Source organism: Qiania dongpingensis, assembly GCF_014337195.1.
Classification (GTDB): Bacteria; Bacillota; Clostridia; order Lachnospirales; family Lachnospiraceae; genus Lientehia; species Lientehia dongpingensis.
On the sequence record NZ_CP060634.1, the window covers coordinates 2,483,285 to 2,499,681 of the forward strand.

The following is a 16,397-nucleotide window of genomic DNA, read 5'->3' on the forward strand; positions in this document are numbered from 1 at the left end:
TATTTTACGAAATCATTCTGAGTAAGCTCCGATTGAGCTTTAGTTAAATACCGGCAGTAGCTCCGGGCCGTCACGATTTCGGTTCGCTGGCGATGCAGGGGCCGTTTTATCCCCGCTCCAGGAGTACCACTCACATGTCGACGGGAAATCTTTATGATTTCCCGTCTCCTGTTCGCTCAGAAACGGAATCGGTATTTCCGTTTCTGCCTCCCTCCGCCAGGGGAACACCGGCCTCTGCCCTGCGGCGCTCACCTTTAGGCCGGCCCGGAATCGTTCTGCCGGCGCCCTGCCTGCCGCACCATTTTGGCTGATTTCCGTTCCCTTGATCCCAGAAAAGGATTGGATATCCACACGGCCCGCGCGCCTTATGGCAGCGGGCTGAGGTGGCCGCCCCAATGGCTTTCGAGGCAAATGAGCGCTTATTTCGGTGCGGAAGAAAGGCAAAGAGGAATGATCCGATTCCATCGTAAGGCGAGCGCCGCAAAGGCGTTAGCAGGATCTTCCCGGCCGCAGGGAGGTAAAAACCGAATTTCATGCAGGTTTTTATTGGAATCTGACATGGAAAAATATCGATTTATCCATGTCAGTTGGAAAGGACCGACTGGAGGCTGTAAAGATGCTGGTTACGGCTGCCAGCGAGCCGCCTGGATGGAATCGGATTTCCTCCTGCCTCATCTGGTTATAAAGATACGCTTGTTTTAAAGATATTTAAAGGTATAGTAAAGCTCACAATGTCTTTTTTGGTTTTACAGGGAAAGGAGAGTTCAAATGGTCTTATTTGTGGAATATCCGAAATGCAGTACCTGCCAGAAGGCAAAAAAATGGCTGGAGGAAAATGGAATAGAGTTTAAAGACCGTCACATCGTGGAAGATAATCCAACGGCGGAAGAGCTGAAAGCATGGAAAGAAAAAGGCGGTCTGCCTCTGAAACGGTTCTTTAATACCAGCGGTATGAAATATAAGGCTCTTGAATTAAAGGATAAGCTTCCGGATATGAGTGAAGAAGAGCAGTTTTCCCTTCTGGCTACAGACGGAATGTTGGTGAAAAGGCCGGTTCTGGTAGGGGAGGATTTCGTCCTCACCGGATTCCGGGAGAAGGAATGGGCGGAAAAATTAAAGCTTCCGTTTAATTCTTAATCTTTTCGAATCTTTTTCCGTGCGGTTGACAATGAACGTCAGAACTCGGTATAATATCGAGAGAAGCAAGATATTATACCTGTGCATAGGCGGCTTTTGCATATACTGCAGAAGACAGCTGCACAACCGCCGGAGGCCCGTGTCCGTTTTGGACATGGAATAATATCGAGAGAAGCTTAGTGTGCCGGTTCGAGGAGACAATATGGAGAAAAAAATAAAACGAATATTTTCTGTTTTGATCATATGCTGCACCCTGCTGTTTGGAGTGGGAATCACGTCATTCGCTGCGGGGACCAGTGGGACCAACGACGCGTCGCTGGCTTCTTTAGAGATTTCGCCGGGTACGCTCAGCCCTGAGTTTTCATCCGATGTGTATGAATATCAGGTGGAGGTGGACGCGGACTGTGATAAGCTTCTGGTAAATGCCAAGACCTCCGACAGCGGGGCCAAAATGGTGATAGCCGGAAATTCTGGACTGAAGGTGGGGACGAATACTGTCATCATAAATGTGACGGCGGCCGACGGAGTGACGACGGCCAAATATACCATTCAGGCAGTGCGGAGCGCCGGTGAGCCACAGTCCTCCGCGGCAGGAAGTGAAAGTACGGCTGCAGAATCTTCTGAGAGCCAGATCGCCAATAACCCTCTGGTCAGCAGTTCTGGCACCGCTGCAGAAACGGGCAGTACGGAAGGTCAGGAGTCTCAGAGCTCCAGTTCTGCTTCCGCAGGCACGATCACGACTACGGGCAAGACGTATACCCTGTCTGAGCCGGACGCATCCGCGATACCGGATGGATATACGGCGATGGATCTGAAAATCGGGGAGCAGACTGTAAAGGTCTGGAAATTCCCTTCAGAATATGATGTGGAAGGGTTTTATCTGTTATACGGGACCGATGAGGCCGGAAAAACGGCGTTTTATATCTATGATGAGACAGAAGGCACCGTGATCACAGCGCCGGACGGCATCCTGTCGGCCGGACAGGAGAATGAGATTTCACAGGTGCAGCTGCAAAAGGCTCAGGAAGCCTACCAGAAATCCATGAAAAACCGGATGCTGATCATTATTGGTCTTTCTGTGCTGTGCTTTATCCTTTTGATAGCCTTTACCGCCGCTATGACCCGGAGAAAGAATGGGCATGGGGAGGATGACTTTCATGATGACGGTCCCCGCGGAGGCTATGGCGGAGAGCCGGATGAAGATGATTATGAGGAAGCGGGAGAAGAGCCTTATGACGAAGAGCCATATGGGGAAGAATCCTATGAGGAGGAGCCTTATGACGAAGAGCCTTATGAGGAAGAATCTTATGGGGAAGAGTCTTATGAGGAGGAGCCTAATGAGGAAGAATCCTATGGGGAAGCGTCTTATGATGAGGAACTCTATGATCTAGATGCCGAGGATGCAGCGGATGAGGAGCCTGCGCGGGTATCCGCAGAGGAGCATGCTTCAGAACCGGAGACAGATTCTGCGCCTGCTGAAGAGGAAGAGTCATATCCGGAGGAAGTAACGGAGAAACCGTCCGAGGAATATATGGACGGAGCAGAAAGTGAAGATTATCAGGAGGAAGAGGAAACAGAACAGCCCAAAGCTTCGGATGAAGAGGAGGAGGATCTGGACGCAGACTTTGATTTGCTGGAGGCCCTTTTGTCGGATTCCGTCCGGAGTGTGAAGCCGGATGACGCGGATAGTATCGTGAACCGGGCGGCGGAAAAAGCCGGGAAGCGGCCTAAGGAGCAGCCGGTGCCCGTTCCGGAAAAACAGAAGGTCCGTGAACCGGAGAAGAGGGAACGGAAAAAGCAGGCCGTGAAACCGCAGCCAGCCAGGAGGCCCTCTCAGAATTTGGAAGACGATGATGATTTTGAAATTTTCGATTTATAGATTCTAACAAAAGTGCAGCCCCGGGAGGGGACTGCATTTTTGTCTCTGAGGGGTATCCTAATTCCATCCAGACACTGCCACTTGCAATTCTTATGAGACTGTGCTAATATTGTTATAACAAATATAACGAAAGAGGCCGGGTGAAGAAGATGATAATGAAAATAGATTTTAACAGTGACGAAGCATTATATATACAGCTGAGAAATCAGATCATCATTGGCATCGCCACCGAAACCATCAAGGAGGGAGAAGCCCTCCCGTCGGTCAGGAGTCTGGCTGACACCATTGGAATTAACATGCATACGGTAAATAAGGCATATACGGTCCTGAAGCAGGAAGGTTTTGTAAAGCTGGACCGCCGGAAGGGAGCCGTCATTGCCGTCGACTTTGATAAAATGCGGGCAATGGAGGAATTGATGTCCGACATGCAGGTGCTGCTTGCAAAAGCGGCATGTAAAAACATCAGCCGGAGGGAAATCCATGAATTGGTGGATATGGTGATGAACCAGTTTGACTGTTCGCCGGAAGCTTCGGAGGACTGCTCCGATATGGAGTGACACCCGGATCCTGACAGGCTGAGTTTGGGAGGATAGACCATGTTATGTGAAAAATGTAAAATAAGAGAGGCCAATATCCGATATACGGAAGTGATCGGCGGAGTGAAGACAGAGCACAACCTGTGCAGCCACTGCGCCAAGGAAATGGATTTTGGACATTATACAGCGATGTTTGATACGGATTATCCGATAGGGAAGCTTTTGTCGGATTTGTTTGGGCTGGACGCAGAGCGCGGGGACAGTGACGAGATGGATATGGACCAGGTGGTCTGCCCCACTTGCAATACGGCATATAGTGATTTTGTAAAGGACAGCCGTTTTGGCTGCCCGGATTGTTACCGGGTCTTCGACCTGCTGATGAGTGAGAACATCAAGAAAATTCAAGGCAATGACACCCATACGGGAAAGCGCCCTTTGTATGGACATGAAGCCACAGAGGACCATGAAGGGACGGAGAAAACGGAAGATATCCAGAACTCCATTGAAATCCTGTCATCCAAGCTGCAGGAAGCCATCCGGGAAGAAGAGTATGAGATGGCGGCAAAGTATAGGGATGAGATCAGAGAATTGAAGGAGAGGTTGAATGCAGATGCTTAAATGGTATCAGGAAACGGAGGACCAGCATGATGTCTTTCTGGCGGGCCGCATCCGTCTGGTGCGGAACCTGGAGCATTATCCCTTTCCGGTGAAGCTTACGGAAGAGGACGGCGCGGAGCTGGTAGGCAAACTGGAAAATGGACTGAAAGATATCGGTTCGGTAGATAAGCGGATCTTTCATACGATTCCCCTGTCAGCGATGGGGACGGAGGAGAAAGAGGCGTTAAAAGAGCGCCGTGCCATAAACGGGGCCGGAGTGGAGAAAAAGGGCCCGGAAAGCCTGCTGCTGTCGGAAGATGAGACGGTCAGCATTACGCTGGACGGAGAGGATCACATCCGGCTCCAGTGCTTTTCGCATAAAGTAGATCTGAACGGACTGTGGAACGAGGCCAGCCGTCTGGATGATTATATCAACGAGCGGTTTGCCTACGCATTCCATGAAAAATACGGATACCTGACGGCCTACCCCACCAACGTGGGGACGGGCCTGCGGGCGGCGGTGACGCTGCATCTTCCCATGCTTTCAGCCGGGAAACAGTTCGGCAAGCTGGTGAGCGAGATGAGCCGCTTCGGGGTCTCTGTCCAGGGACTCTATGGGGAAGGGAGCGAAAACTACGGTTCCCTTTATGAAGTGTCCAACCAGAAAACGCTGGGGCAGACCGAAGAAGAGATCATAGCACTGGTACAGCAGATGGCGGACCGCCTGGCGGCCAGTGAACGAAAGGTAAAATCGCTGACGCTCCGGAACCACAGGCTGGATCTGGAGGATGAGATATATAAATCCTATGGTGTCCTGAGATATGCGAAGAAACTTTCTGTAAAGGAAGCGATGACATATCTTTCTCAGGTGCGGGTAGGAGAGATGGAAGGACTTTTGCAGCTTGAGAAGCCCTTGAATTTCTACGGGCTCATGATGGAGATACAGCCAACGAATATGAAGCTGCTGGCGCCGGAAAATGAAAAGACAGACTTAAAGCAGGCCAGGGCGTCCTACATCCGGTCCATGCTGCCGGAGCTGGTCTGAAGAAATAGGAGGAAAATATGTACAACAACAGATTTTCAAATAAAGCAGAGGAAGCGCTTCAGCTGGCCGTGGGAATGGCGGAGGCTCTGGGGCAGGGATATGTGGGCACCGAGCATATCCTCCTGGGGCTTATCCGTGAAGGAAGCAGCGCGGCGGCCCAGGTACTTTCCAGTCACGGGATAGAGGAAGAACGGGTGCTGGCTCTGGTCCAGCAGCTGATCGCCCCGATGACGCCGGTGCATATGGCCGACCGGGGAGGATATTCACCCCGCGCCGCCAGGGTGCTGGAGAACAGCTATCGGGAGGCCGTACAATTTAAGTCCCCGCTGATCGGGACTGAGCACATCCTGATTGCAATGCTCAAGGACAGTGACTGTTCTGCCACACGGCTTCTGAATACCATGAACGTGAACATCCAGAGGATGTACGTGGACCTTCTGGCTACCATGGGAGCGGATGCCAGTCAGTATAAGGACGAGCTGGAGGGAAAAGGCAAGGGGCAGGAAAAAAGTGCGACACCCACGCTGGACAATTACAGCCGAGATCTGACTGCTCTTGCAAAGGAAGGAAAGCTCGATCCGGTCATTGGAAGAGAGCACGAGATCGAAAGAGTGATTCAGATTCTCAGCCGCCGGACAAAGAACAATCCCTGCCTGATCGGCGAACCTGGCGTGGGCAAGACCGCCATCGCGGAAGGTCTGGCAGGAAAGATTGTGGAAGGAAATGTGCCGGATACGGTAAAGGGAAAGCGCGTGATGACGCTGGACCTGTCCGGAATGGTCGCCGGTTCCAAATACCGCGGTGAGTTTGAAGAAAGAATCAAGAATGTACTAAAGGAAGTGCGGGCAGACGGCAACGTCCTTTTGTTCATTGATGAGATACACACCATCATCGGAGCCGGAGGAGCGGAGGGAGCCATAGACGCGTCCAATATCCTGAAGCCTTCTCTGGCCAGGGGCGAGATTCAGCTGATCGGAGCTACGACCATTGACGAATATCGGAAATATATCGAGAAGGACGCGGCCCTGGAGAGAAGGTTCCAGCCGGTGATGGTAGAAGAGCCTTCGGCGGAGGAAGCGATTTCCATTTTAAGGGGGCTTAAATCCAAATACGAGGAGCATCATCAGGTGACGATCACAGAAGATGCCATCCAGGCGGCGGTGAATCTGTCGGCCCGGTATATCAACGACCGGTTTCTGCCCGATAAGGCCATCGACCTGATCGACGAGGCATCCTCGAAGGTGCGGCTGACTACCTTTGTGGAGCCGGAGGAGATAAAAAAGCTGGAAGAGGATATTGCCCAGCTGGAGGAGCAGAAGGTCGCGGCTATTCAGACGGAAGCTTACGAAAAAGCCGGCGAGATCAAGAAGAAGCAGCAGAAGAAGAAGGAACGTCAGGAAAAGATTCTGCTCAAATGGGAAAAAGAGAAGAGCAGCAAAAAGCTCTATGTTACAGAAAATGAGATTGCCGATGTCGTGTCCGGCTGGACGAAGATACCGGTGAAAAAGCTGGAAGAAGGAGAGGCAGAGCGCCTTAAGAATCTGGAAAGTATCCTCCACGAAAGAGTGGTAGGGCAGGAAGAAGCCGTGGTGGCGGTATCAAAGGCCATCCGCCGCGGGCGCGTGGGCCTTAAGGATCCGAAGCGTCCGATCGGTTCGTTTTTGTTCCTGGGACCTACCGGCGTAGGAAAAACAGAGCTTTCGAAAGCGCTGGCGGAGGCCATGTTCGGTACGGAAAACGCTATGATACGGGTCGATATGTCAGAGTACATGGAGAAGCACAGCGTATCCAAAATGGTTGGATCGCCGCCAGGATATGTGGGCTATGACGAAGGCGGGCAGCTCAGCGAAAAGGTCCGCCGGAATCCGTATTCTGTGATACTTTTTGATGAGATAGAGAAGGCGCATCCCGACGTGTTCAATATTCTGCTCCAGGTCCTGGACGACGGACATATAACAGATGCCCAGGGCAGAAAAATAGATTTCAAGAATACGGTGCTCATTATGACGTCCAATGCAGGGGCGGCGCGGATCATTGAGCCGAAAAAGCTTGGCTTTGGAGCCGCCAGCACGGATAAAGAGGACTATGAATTTATGAAGAGCGGAGTGATGGAAGAGGTCCGGCGAATCTTTAAGCCGGAATTCCTGAACAGGATTGACGAGACGATCGTATTCCATGCTCTGACCAAGGAGGACATGGGACAGATCGTGGACATCATGATGAAGGGACTCTGCAGCAGGACGAAGGAGCAGATGGACATCACTCTGGTAATGGATGACACAGCGAAGGCCTGGATCATTGACAAAGGGTATGATCAAAAATACGGCGCCCGGCCGCTGCGCCGGACGATCCAGAGCGAGATCGAGGATAAACTGGCGGAAGAGATTCTGGACGGCGCCGTGAAAAAGGGAGATACGGTTTCCGTAACGGTAGAGGATGGAAAACTGAAATTTTCTGTTTAAACGTCTGGTAAAAAGTCGAATTCTATACTATAATGAAACCAGTATTTTAGTGACGAAAACATCGGGAGGATGAATCATGCCAGCAGTAAAGGAATTAATACGCACAGAACAAAATGGTACACTCAGCTTTGGAGACTACACACTGGGCGCAAAGTCGAAGCTTCAGGATTATGAATTCAACGGCGATCTATATAAGGTAAAGACGTATTGTGACATCACAAAGCTGGAGCGGAACGGCATGTTTGTCTATGAATCGGTTCCGGGGACAGCAGTGAATGAGTTTGAAGCGGATGATACGGGAGTGCATTTCATTGTGGAAGGCAGTCAGGACGCTCAGATCACGCTGGAACTGGAGGATGACACGGAGTACGACGTGCGGATCGGCGAAGAAGATGCCGGTATGATCAAGGCTAATATGAGCGGAAAGCTGACGCTGAGCGTGGAGCTTTCTGAGGGAGAATCCACAGTGGTTGAAGTGAAAAAAAGATAGGACAGCCGGGACTGCAGTGGTAATAGAAACAGTCGGAATTGTTTTTCATCAGGCTGCCGCGGGGCTTTGAGAAGCCTGCGGCAGTTTGTTTTATTTTATAGGAACGGAGCTAGTATGGCAAAAGCGAGAGCAACGGTATTTTTCTGTAAGGAATGTGGATATGAATCCGCTAAATGGATGGGCCAGTGTCCTGGGTGCCGGGAATGGAACACCTTTGTGGAAGCGCCTACTGCGAAGAAGGCGTCCCCGGCGAGAGGCCTGGGAGCCGGATCCGCGGGTACAGGCGCCGCCATGGAAAGGCGTCCCCAGAAGCTGTCGGAGATCCAGTCGGCCATGGAGGCAAGGATGAGCACGGGCATGGAGGAGCTGGACCGCGTTCTGGGAGGGGGGCTTGTAGGAGGTTCCCTGATTCTGGTGGGAGGAGATCCGGGCATCGGAAAGTCGACCCTCCTTCTCCAGGTATGCCGGAACCTGGCGGAATCAGGGCATAAGATCCTTTACATTTCCGGAGAAGAATCTCTCAGCCAGATCAAGCTCAGGGCTGACAGGCTGGGGACCTTCAGCGGAGAGCTGTCTTTTTTGTGCGAGACCAGCCTGGAGCTGATCTCGGATGTGATTATTGAGGAAAGGCCGGAGGCGGTGGTCATCGACTCTATTCAGACCATGTACCGGGAGGATGCCGGCACCGCGCCGGGCAGCGTGGGGCAGGTCCGGGAATCCACGAATACGCTGCTCCAGCTGGCAAAGGGGAACGACATCACGATCTTCATCGTGGGACATGTTACCAAAGAAGGGACTGTGGCAGGGCCCAGGATGCTGGAGCATATGGTGGATACGGTCCTTTATTTCGAAGGAGAGAGGAACGCTTCTTACCGGATTCTGCGTGGAGTGAAGAACCGGTTTGGATCCACCAATGAGATCGGAGTATTTGAGATGCGGGGAGACGGGCTTGCGGAGGTCCCGAATCCTTCCGAATATATGCTGAGCGGAAAACCGGTGGGGGCATCGGGATCTGTGACGGCCTGCTCCATGGAGGGGACAAGGCCTGTGCTTTTGGAGATCCAGGCTCTCGTCTGCCGCACGAATTTCGGTATGCCCAGAAGGACGGCGGCCGGGACAGATTATAACCGTGTCAATCTGCTGATCGCTGTTTTGGAAAAACGTGCAGGGCTTCGCCTTTCCGACTGTGACGCCTACGTGAATATAGCCGGAGGCCTTAAAGTCAATGAGCCTTCTTTGGACCTGGGGATCGTCATGGCGCTGGCTTCCAGCCACCGGGACATTCCGGTGGACGACAGCATGATGGTTTTCGGTGAGGTGGGCCTCTCCGGTGAAGTGCGCGCGGTCAGTATGGTAGAAAAAAGGGTACAGGAGGCGGCTAAGCTGGGCTTTACCTCCTGTGTCCTTCCCAGAGTGTGTCTGGGGCGGATCCAGGAGCCGCCCGCGGGCCTTAAGCTAATCGGAGTCGGCAATGTCCAGGAGGCCATTGACCTGATCGCCCGCTGATCAGAATAGTTTCATGAAAGCCAGGACTATGAGCAGGACTCCGCTGATCCAGCAAAGATTTGCTTCGGAATGGCGGGAAACGGCGCGCCCCAGGAAGCTTCCTCCCAGTATGGCTGCTATGCCCATGAGAAACGTCGCGAGTATGGCTGCGATGATATGGGCCGGCGATACGCCGGCTCCGATACCGGCCGCCACGCTGTCAATGGAAAGGGCGGCGCCCAGAGGGACCGCTTCTGCCGGCGAAAGTATATTGTCTTTGTCCTTATTAGCCTGTTCGGCTTGTTTTTTACAAGATTTATCGAATAATTTGATTATCCCGAGAATAAACAGGATTAAGAAGCTGATGTCATTGGTCAGACTTTGAGGAAGAAGCCCGCTCAGAAGGTTTCCTGCCAGCAGCGCTGCGGCCAGGGTGAGACTGGATATGGCGGCAAGGATGCCGATGGAGGCCGCGGGTATCCGGATGCGGCCCATCCCATAGGCGAAGCTGGCGGCAAAGGTGTCAACGGAGAGCGCGGCAGCCAGTACAATTATCTCTAAAATGATCGCTGTCATGGATAAACACCAAGAATATCGTTTGTTTGTATGGTATTCCGGAAGAATCACCCGGGTGCAGGGACAAGAGAAGAAGGAGACGTGATTTCCAATGAAAGAATGCCGATGTATCGCACTGGATCTGGACGGAACCCTTTTGGCGGGGGACGGAACCCTTTCCAAAGAGAGCAGAGAGGCCCTCACGGCGGCCATAGAAGCGGGCGTGCATGTGGTGGTGGCCAGCGGAAGGGCCTATTCCACACTTCCGGGAGCAGTACTGTCCATTCCCGGTATTGAATATGCGATCACCTCCAATGGGGCGGCTGTCTACCGGGTACCCACATCGGAGTGTATCTGCGTACATAAGCTCCGCCGGGAGGCTGTGGAGGCCGTCCTGTCCCTGGTGGGGGAGGCTGTGGAAGAGCCTTTGTATGAGGCATTTGTAGATGGGACAGCTTATGCTCCGGCAGAATACGTGGCGGACCCTGAGGCCTTTGGCGCCGATGAAAGAGCGGCGGCATACGTGAGAGCGACCAGGAAGCCCTGCCGGGACATGCTTGATTTTCTATATAGCCATCTGGAGGAGCTGGACAGCCTGGACCTGATCGTCAATGACCAGCAGGAAAAACGGCGGATATGGGCTCTTCTGGAAAAATATGTGCCGAATGTGTATATAACGGCATCTGTGCCGAGATTTTTGGAAATATCCGACGAGGCTTCCGGAAAAGCCTCTGCTTTGGCCTTTGTCCTGGAACGGCTGGGACTCGGACCGGAACAGGCGGCGGCATTCGGGAACGCCGATAATGATGCGGACATGCTGGCTTATGCCGGGCTGGGGGTCGCGGTGGAAAACGCCACGGAGGCATGCCGGGCGGCGGCAGACCGGATAGGGGCATCCAATGACGAGGACGGTGCGGCCAGGGAGATAAGAAGGATATTAGCGGAAGCGGCCAGAGGACTGTGAACGGAATACCAATGAGGGAAAGAGGAAGCGTATGGACGTGAGGACAGAAGTGATACAGTTTGCCAGAAAAATGATGAGGCTGCATTATTGCGAGAATGACGTGGAAGGCGTCATCGGCATGTTTGCGCCGGATATTGTCTGGATAGGGGCGGGAGAAGGGCAGCAGGCCTCCGGTTTCGAGGCTGTGTCTGGATTTTTCCGGCGGTTCAAAAATGAGATTCCGGAGTGCAGGATCTGGGATGATCAGTATGAAGTGCAGAAAGCCGCGGAGGATCTTTATATCTGTACCGGAATCATGTGGGTGGCCACAGTCCCCAGGACGAAGATGTATCTGAAGGTCCATCAGCGGGTGACGTTTGCCGTAAAAAAGCTTGACGGGGAATGGAAGTGCTCTTATCTGCACTGCTCCAATCCTTATCAGGAAATGGTGGAGGACGAGCTGTTCCCGGAAAAAATCGGCCAGCATACCTACGAGTATATCCAGGAAAGGCTGAATGCTCTGGAGACGGAAAAAGTCCGGAAAGCACAGCAGCTGGACGTGATCATGTCTTCAATCTCAGGCGGACTGAAAATGAGCCTGGATGATGAACTCTACACCTATGCCTTTGTCAGCGAAGAGGCAGCAGGCCTGTTCGGCTATACGGTAGAAGAGTTTTTGGAGGTGACCGGAGGGAACGCTTTCGGAGCCGTTTATCCGCCGGATGTCCCTCGGGTGACTCAGGAATGTGTGGAGGCTTTTCAGGACGGAAAAAGCAGCTATGCCATCAAGTACCGGGTCCGCTGTAAGGACGGGGGTGTCAAATGGATTCTGGACAGCGGAAAAAAGGTGAAAAATGACGACGGTACCGTGGTCATCAACAGTCTTTATCTGGATGTGAGCAAGGCAGAAGAGGATGAGAGAAGGATACGGGAGCAGAAGGAGCTGCTGGACAGTATCTATGATACGATTCCCTGCGGCATTTTCCGTTTTCTGCACGGCAGGGAAGAGCATGAGATCGTGGCCATGAACCGGGCGGCTCTAAATATCCTGGATTATGAGAGTGTGGAAGAATGTGTGGCGGACAGCTTCCGCGGAGTCGCGTCCCATGTGGTGCCGGAGGATCATCAGAACCTGTATGAGGTGTATGACAAGATCTGCCGTGACGGAGGACAGGCGGAGGTGGAGTACCGGGTCCTGCGCAAAAGAGGTGAGATCCGTTGGGTCTCCTCCACGAATATGATGGTAGAAAAAAGAAACGGGATACCGGTCATCCAGCGGACATTGGTGGATATCACGGAAAGAAAACGCCTCCAGGAGCAGCTGGACAGAGAGCAGGAAATGTATCGGGCGGCGATGGAAAGCAGTTCGGATACCATATACGAATACAGGGTGGATGAGGATCTGCTCGTCGCTTATGTGGCCTCTCGGGAACAGGAGAAAGGGGAGAATATCCTGCGCCTTGAGGTCCCGGGGTTTCGTGAACAGCTTTATCTCGGGAAATTTGCATACGCAGATGATATTCCGTTTGTTATGGAGACCATCTGCTGCGGAAAAACGCCGGAGGCGGAAGCGCGCGTCTATGATTACCGGGGCGGGGAAAAGAAGCTCCGCTGGAACCGGGTGACCGGAAGGATGATACGGCATGAAGGGAAGCCTGCCAGAGTGGTGGGGACTCTGCGGGATATCCACGAAATGAAGCAGAGCATGTCGGAGAAGACGGAAGAGCTGCGCGTCAGCCAGATGACGCTTCAGGTGGTGAGCAATGTTTATGTCAGCATCTTTTATGTGGATCTGCTTCAGGATTCTTACTATGGGGTGAGGATACCGGAGGGCGCGGACACGATGGCGGTGCCGAAGCGGGGACGGTATTCGGAGATCATGTCCGGATATATAAAGGATTTTGTAGTGCCGGAGGAACAGGAGCGGATGAAACAGTTCACCGCGGCCGCGGCGTCGGGAGAAGGGTTCCGAAACGGGAAAGACCATATGGAGATTGAGTTCAGGCAGAAGCGCGCGGAGGGAAAGCCGCCGGTCTGGCTGAGAATGGAAATAAACCTGGCGGCGGATATTGGAGGCAGGCCGGGCTATATGGTCATCACATTTATCAACATAAGCGGAGAAAAATGCAGAGAGCTGGAAAAGCTTCTGGAGGAGCAGAAAGCCAAAGAAGCTTTGACTCAGGCTTATGAAGCCGCGAATAAGGCAAATGAGGCAAAGAGCACATTCCTGTCGAGGATGTCCCACGATATCCGCACGCCTATGAACGCCATCATCGGCATGACCTCCATAGCAGGAGCCCATTTGGGCGAACCGGATAAAATAGAGGACTGCCTGGATAAGATCAAGGTTTCCAGCCGTCATCTTCTCACTCTCATCAACGAAGTTCTAGACATGTCCAAAATAGAAAGCGGACGGGCTTCCCTGAAGGAATCGGCGTTCAGCATCCTGGATATGGTGGAAGAAGTGGAAGTTATGATGAAGCCGGAAATAGAGAAAAAGAGCCAGGTATTCCAGATGTCCATGAGGGATATTGTCCATGACTGTGTCCTCGGGGATATGGCCAGACTACAGCAGGTATTCATAAACCTGTTGTCCAATGCGGTGAAATATACCCAGGAGAGAGGGACGATCTCCTTCCGGGCATTGGAAAAGCCCTCCAATATGGCGGGGGTCGGATGCTATGAATTCCTGGTAGAGGACAACGGGATCGGCATGTCGGAGGAATTTCTGAAAAAGATATTCGAGCCCTTTGAGCGGGCTGAGGATTCCAGGGTCAGCAAAGCACAGGGCACCGGCCTGGGGACCTCCATTGCCCTCAACATCGTCCAGATGATGAACGGGACCATCGACGTTTCCAGCGAGTTGGGAAAAGGCTCTCTGTTCCGGGTGACGGTATATTTGAAGATCTGGACGAAAAATGAAAACTGGGAATACAAAGAGGCATTTGAAGAAAGACAGGGCGGCAGCTTCTGTCTGCTCGAGAATAGGACTGTGCTTCTGGCAGAGGATAATGAACTGAACCAGGAAATAGCCGGTGAGCTGCTGAGCATGTGCGGGGTCCGGGTGGAAACGGCGGATAACGGAAAAGAAGCGCTGGAAAAATTCAGCGCTTCGGAAACGGGATACTATTCTGTTATTTTCATGGATATCCAGATGCCTGTCATGGACGGCTATGAGGCAGCCAGGAAGATTCGGGGACTTTCCCGCCCCGACGCCGAGAGCGTGCCCATCATAGCTCTGACGGCAAATGCTTTCAGCGATGATATCAGCCGTTCGGAACAGGCAGGCATGAACGAGCATGTGGCGAAGCCGCTGGATATTGAAAGGCTGAAAAAGGTGCTGCTGCGCTGGGTGAGATAGCCGGACGCGCCGCGGACTCAGTCAGGAAGCTTCACCAGCGCGCAGCAGTTGGGCTGGTCGATTTTCAGCGGAGGCGTGTGCATATAGAAATAGTTCTTATCCGGAACCCAGGTGAAAAAGGTCATGGTACTGGTTTCATGGTTGACAGAGTAAATGAACTTTTCACCGGGGAACATGCCGATGTCCTTGGGGTATTCTCCGCTGACAGGGAGGACCACCCGCTGGGTCAGAAGACCGCTTTCAGCATTCCGGTCATAGATGCCGATGCTGTTGTCTCCCGCGTTGGAGCACAGGACCAGGCTCTCATCGGGAGAGAAGCGCAGGGCGGCCGCGGCATTTACATTGCTGCTTTTTTTCCCTACGGTGGAGATTGTCTGCAGAAGCTCAAATTTGGGCAATCCGTCGCTTCCGTCGTAGGAATATACGGAAAGATAGTTTTTAAGCTCGGAGATCACGTACATGAATTTTCCGTCGGAAGAAAAACGGAGGAACCTCGGAGCGGATTCCAGTTCACAGCGGATGACATCCGCCATCTTGATCTTCCCGGTATCTTTATTGAAATGGAACACCTTTATCTGATCGATGCCGAGATTCGTGATACAGAGGAATTTTTCATCCGGCGTCAGACGGGAACAGCTGATATGAGGACGGAAGTTCCGCTCGGCAATGCTTCCGATGCCTTTGTCATAAAAGCTGTCTGTGATCTCACCTACGCTTCCGTCTTCTTCCATGCGGAGGACTGTGACCTTTCCGTCATGGTAACCAGATACGAACATGAAGTGGTTGGCCTGATCTGTGGAAATGTGACAGCCGCGCATGCCGCGGATGGTCGCTTTTCCCATGCGCTCCAGATCTCCGTCGGGGAGGATACGAAAACTGACGATGCCGTCATCCGCGATGGAGTAAAGTCTTGTGCCGTCCCTGGAGGACGAGACATAGGAAGCATTGTTGACCCGGATCTCCTTTCTGCGGGACATGGTCCCTTTTTCCGGGTCCACATCGAGGATGGTGACCCCCTTGCTGTTCCCGATGTATGTGTAAGAACCTACATACGCTGCATATCTATTTCCCAAAACGTGTCCTCCTTCTGTCGTCTCTTGATCTTATTCCCATCATATCATATCCAAAAAAGTTTGTTAACCCCCGTCCTGTCAAGATTCTGCAGGGAATAATATGCTGTGCGGATATCCTGAGTAAAAAAATGAAAAATTCTGTAAAAAGTCATTGACACTTTCCTGGAAACCTGTATAATTAAATCTGTTTCGGAGTTTAGAGATACTAAACTTTTTGTTTATTTTTACTTTGTCAGGATACCGGGCGCATACTGCTTCAGAGTGTCTGAAACAGTGGAAAGGAAGACGGACGAAAAATGGATATTGGTCAGAAGCTGAAGGAACTTCGGATACTGAAGGGCTTGACTCAGGAGGAGCTGGCGGACCGCGCGGAGCTGTCCAAGGGATTTATATCCCAGCTGGAGCGTGACCTGACGTCTCCTTCCATTGCTACACTGACGGACATTCTCCAATGTCTGGGCACCAGCCTCAATGAGTTCTTCACCGCGGAGCCGGAGGAGCAGGTGGTATTCGGGACAGAGGACTATTTTGAGAAAAAGGACGGGGAATTGGGGAACTGTATCCAGTGGATCATCCCCAACGCCCAGAAAAACATCATGGAGCCAATCCTGCTGACTTTGGAAAAGGGAGGCTCCACCTATCCGGACACCCCCCATGAGGGAGAAGAATTCGGCTATGTGCTTCAGGGAAGTCTCGTGATCCATGTGGGCACGAAGAGCTATAAGGCGAAAAAAGGGGAATCCTTTTATTTCACACCGGATAAAAAGCATTATCTTACATCGAAGGCAGGCGCTGTGCTCTTATGGGTCAGCTCGCCGCCCAGTTTTTAGGAGG

General features: G+C 52.4%; 14 protein-coding genes. 11 read left to right on the plus strand and 3 right to left on the minus strand.

Going from position 1 to position 16,397, the window contains the following annotated elements; translation table 11 throughout:
* Positions 1-39 precede the first annotated feature (39 nt).
* Positions 40-351 carry a hypothetical protein gene (locus H9Q78_RS11565; protein WP_249301881.1) on the minus strand — a complete coding sequence of 104 codons (312 nt, stop codon included), beginning with the start codon at positions 349-351 and terminating at the stop codon, positions 40-42.
* Between the two features lie 417 nt (positions 352-768).
* Here H9Q78_RS11565 and H9Q78_RS11570 point away from each other — a divergent pair, with 417 nt between their 5' ends.
* The 8 genes from H9Q78_RS11570 to radA all read left to right on the plus strand — a co-directional run bounded on the left by H9Q78_RS11570 (position 769) and on the right by radA (position 9,652).
* A complete protein-coding gene (locus H9Q78_RS11570; protein WP_249301882.1) occupies positions 769-1,137 on the plus strand; it encodes an arsenate reductase family protein in 369 nt (122 codons plus the stop codon).
* A 202-nt stretch (positions 1,138-1,339) separates the two neighbouring features.
* Complete coding sequence (locus H9Q78_RS11575) at positions 1,340-3,016, plus strand: cadherin-like beta sandwich domain-containing protein (protein ID WP_249301883.1); 1,677 nt, start codon at positions 1,340-1,342, stop codon at positions 3,014-3,016.
* A 149-nt stretch (positions 3,017-3,165) separates the two neighbouring features.
* Positions 3,166-3,573 carry a GntR family transcriptional regulator gene (locus tag H9Q78_RS11580; protein ID WP_249304821.1) on the plus strand — a complete coding sequence of 136 codons (408 nt, stop codon included), beginning with the start codon at positions 3,166-3,168 and terminating at the stop codon, positions 3,571-3,573.
* Positions 3,574-3,612: 39 nt separating this feature from the next.
* On the plus strand, positions 3,613-4,170 hold the full coding sequence (locus H9Q78_RS11585; RefSeq protein ID WP_249301884.1) for a UvrB/UvrC motif-containing protein: 558 nt from the start codon (positions 3,613-3,615) through the stop codon (positions 4,168-4,170).
* Positions 4,157-5,194: an ATP--guanido phosphotransferase gene (locus H9Q78_RS11590; protein ID WP_249301885.1), complete on the plus strand. Its 1,038-nt coding sequence runs from the start codon at positions 4,157-4,159 to the stop codon at positions 5,192-5,194. Before H9Q78_RS11585 ends, H9Q78_RS11590 begins: the two co-directional genes overlap by 14 nt.
* A 17-nt stretch (positions 5,195-5,211) precedes the next feature.
* Positions 5,212-7,656, plus strand: coding sequence for an ATP-dependent Clp protease ATP-binding subunit (locus tag H9Q78_RS11595; protein WP_249301886.1), 2,445 nt, complete (start codon positions 5,212-5,214; stop codon positions 7,654-7,656).
* Between the two features lie 76 nt (positions 7,657-7,732).
* Positions 7,733-8,146, plus strand: coding sequence for an endosialidase (locus tag H9Q78_RS11600; RefSeq protein WP_249301888.1), 414 nt, complete (start codon positions 7,733-7,735; stop codon positions 8,144-8,146).
* A gap of 114 nt (positions 8,147-8,260) precedes the next feature.
* On the plus strand, positions 8,261-9,652 hold the full coding sequence (gene radA / locus H9Q78_RS11605) for a DNA repair protein RadA (protein ID WP_249301889.1): 1,392 nt from the start codon (positions 8,261-8,263) through the stop codon (positions 9,650-9,652).
* Here radA and H9Q78_RS11610 read toward each other — a convergent pair whose 3' ends face one another.
* On the minus strand, positions 9,653-10,207 hold the full coding sequence (locus H9Q78_RS11610; RefSeq protein WP_249301890.1) for a manganese efflux pump: 555 nt from the start codon (positions 10,205-10,207) through the stop codon (positions 9,653-9,655).
* Between the two features lie 91 nt (positions 10,208-10,298).
* Between H9Q78_RS11610 and H9Q78_RS11615 the strand changes: the two genes are divergently transcribed.
* A complete protein-coding gene (locus H9Q78_RS11615; protein ID WP_249301891.1) occupies positions 10,299-11,150 on the plus strand; it encodes a Cof-type HAD-IIB family hydrolase in 852 nt (283 codons plus the stop codon).
* A gap of 31 nt (positions 11,151-11,181) precedes the next feature.
* Positions 11,182-14,490, plus strand: a complete 3,309-nt coding sequence (locus H9Q78_RS11620; protein WP_249301892.1) for a PAS domain-containing protein — start codon at positions 11,182-11,184, stop codon at positions 14,488-14,490.
* 17 nt (positions 14,491-14,507) lie between these two features.
* On the opposite strand, the gene H9Q78_RS11625 is transcribed toward H9Q78_RS11620, so the two are convergent.
* Entirely contained in the window at positions 14,508-15,563 is a 1,056-nt protein-coding gene (locus H9Q78_RS11625; RefSeq protein WP_249301893.1) for a lactonase family protein, read from the minus strand.
* Positions 15,564-15,859: 296 nt separating this feature from the next.
* On the opposite strand from H9Q78_RS11625, the gene H9Q78_RS11630 reads away from it, so the two are divergent.
* Complete coding sequence (locus tag H9Q78_RS11630) at positions 15,860-16,393, plus strand: cupin domain-containing protein (RefSeq protein WP_147595034.1); 534 nt, start codon at positions 15,860-15,862, stop codon at positions 16,391-16,393.
* Positions 16,394-16,397 lie beyond the last annotated feature (4 nt).

Coding starts and splice junctions, on each gene's coding strand:
- H9Q78_RS11590 (WP_249301885.1), top strand. CDS start 4,157: ATGCAGATGCTTAAATGGTATCAGGAAACGGAGGACCAGCATGATGTC.
- radA (WP_249301889.1), top strand. CDS start 8,261: ATGGCAAAAGCGAGAGCAACGGTATTTTTCTGTAAGGAATGTGGATAT.
- H9Q78_RS11600 (WP_249301888.1), top strand. CDS start 7,733: ATGCCAGCAGTAAAGGAATTAATACGCACAGAACAAAATGGTACACTC.
- H9Q78_RS11580 (WP_249304821.1), top strand. CDS start 3,166: ATGATAATGAAAATAGATTTTAACAGTGACGAAGCATTATATATACAG.
- H9Q78_RS11610 (WP_249301890.1), bottom strand. CDS start 10,207: ATGACAGCGATCATTTTAGAGATAATTGTACTGGCTGCCGCGCTCTCC.
- H9Q78_RS11595 (WP_249301886.1), top strand. CDS start 5,212: ATGTACAACAACAGATTTTCAAATAAAGCAGAGGAAGCGCTTCAGCTG.
- H9Q78_RS11575 (WP_249301883.1), top strand. CDS start 1,340: ATGGAGAAAAAAATAAAACGAATATTTTCTGTTTTGATCATATGCTGC.
- H9Q78_RS11620 (WP_249301892.1), top strand. CDS start 11,182: ATGGACGTGAGGACAGAAGTGATACAGTTTGCCAGAAAAATGATGAGG.
- H9Q78_RS11630 (WP_147595034.1), top strand. CDS start 15,860: ATGGATATTGGTCAGAAGCTGAAGGAACTTCGGATACTGAAGGGCTTG.
- H9Q78_RS11615 (WP_249301891.1), top strand. CDS start 10,299: ATGAAAGAATGCCGATGTATCGCACTGGATCTGGACGGAACCCTTTTG.
- H9Q78_RS11585 (WP_249301884.1), top strand. CDS start 3,613: ATGTTATGTGAAAAATGTAAAATAAGAGAGGCCAATATCCGATATACG.
- H9Q78_RS11570 (WP_249301882.1), top strand. CDS start 769: ATGGTCTTATTTGTGGAATATCCGAAATGCAGTACCTGCCAGAAGGCA.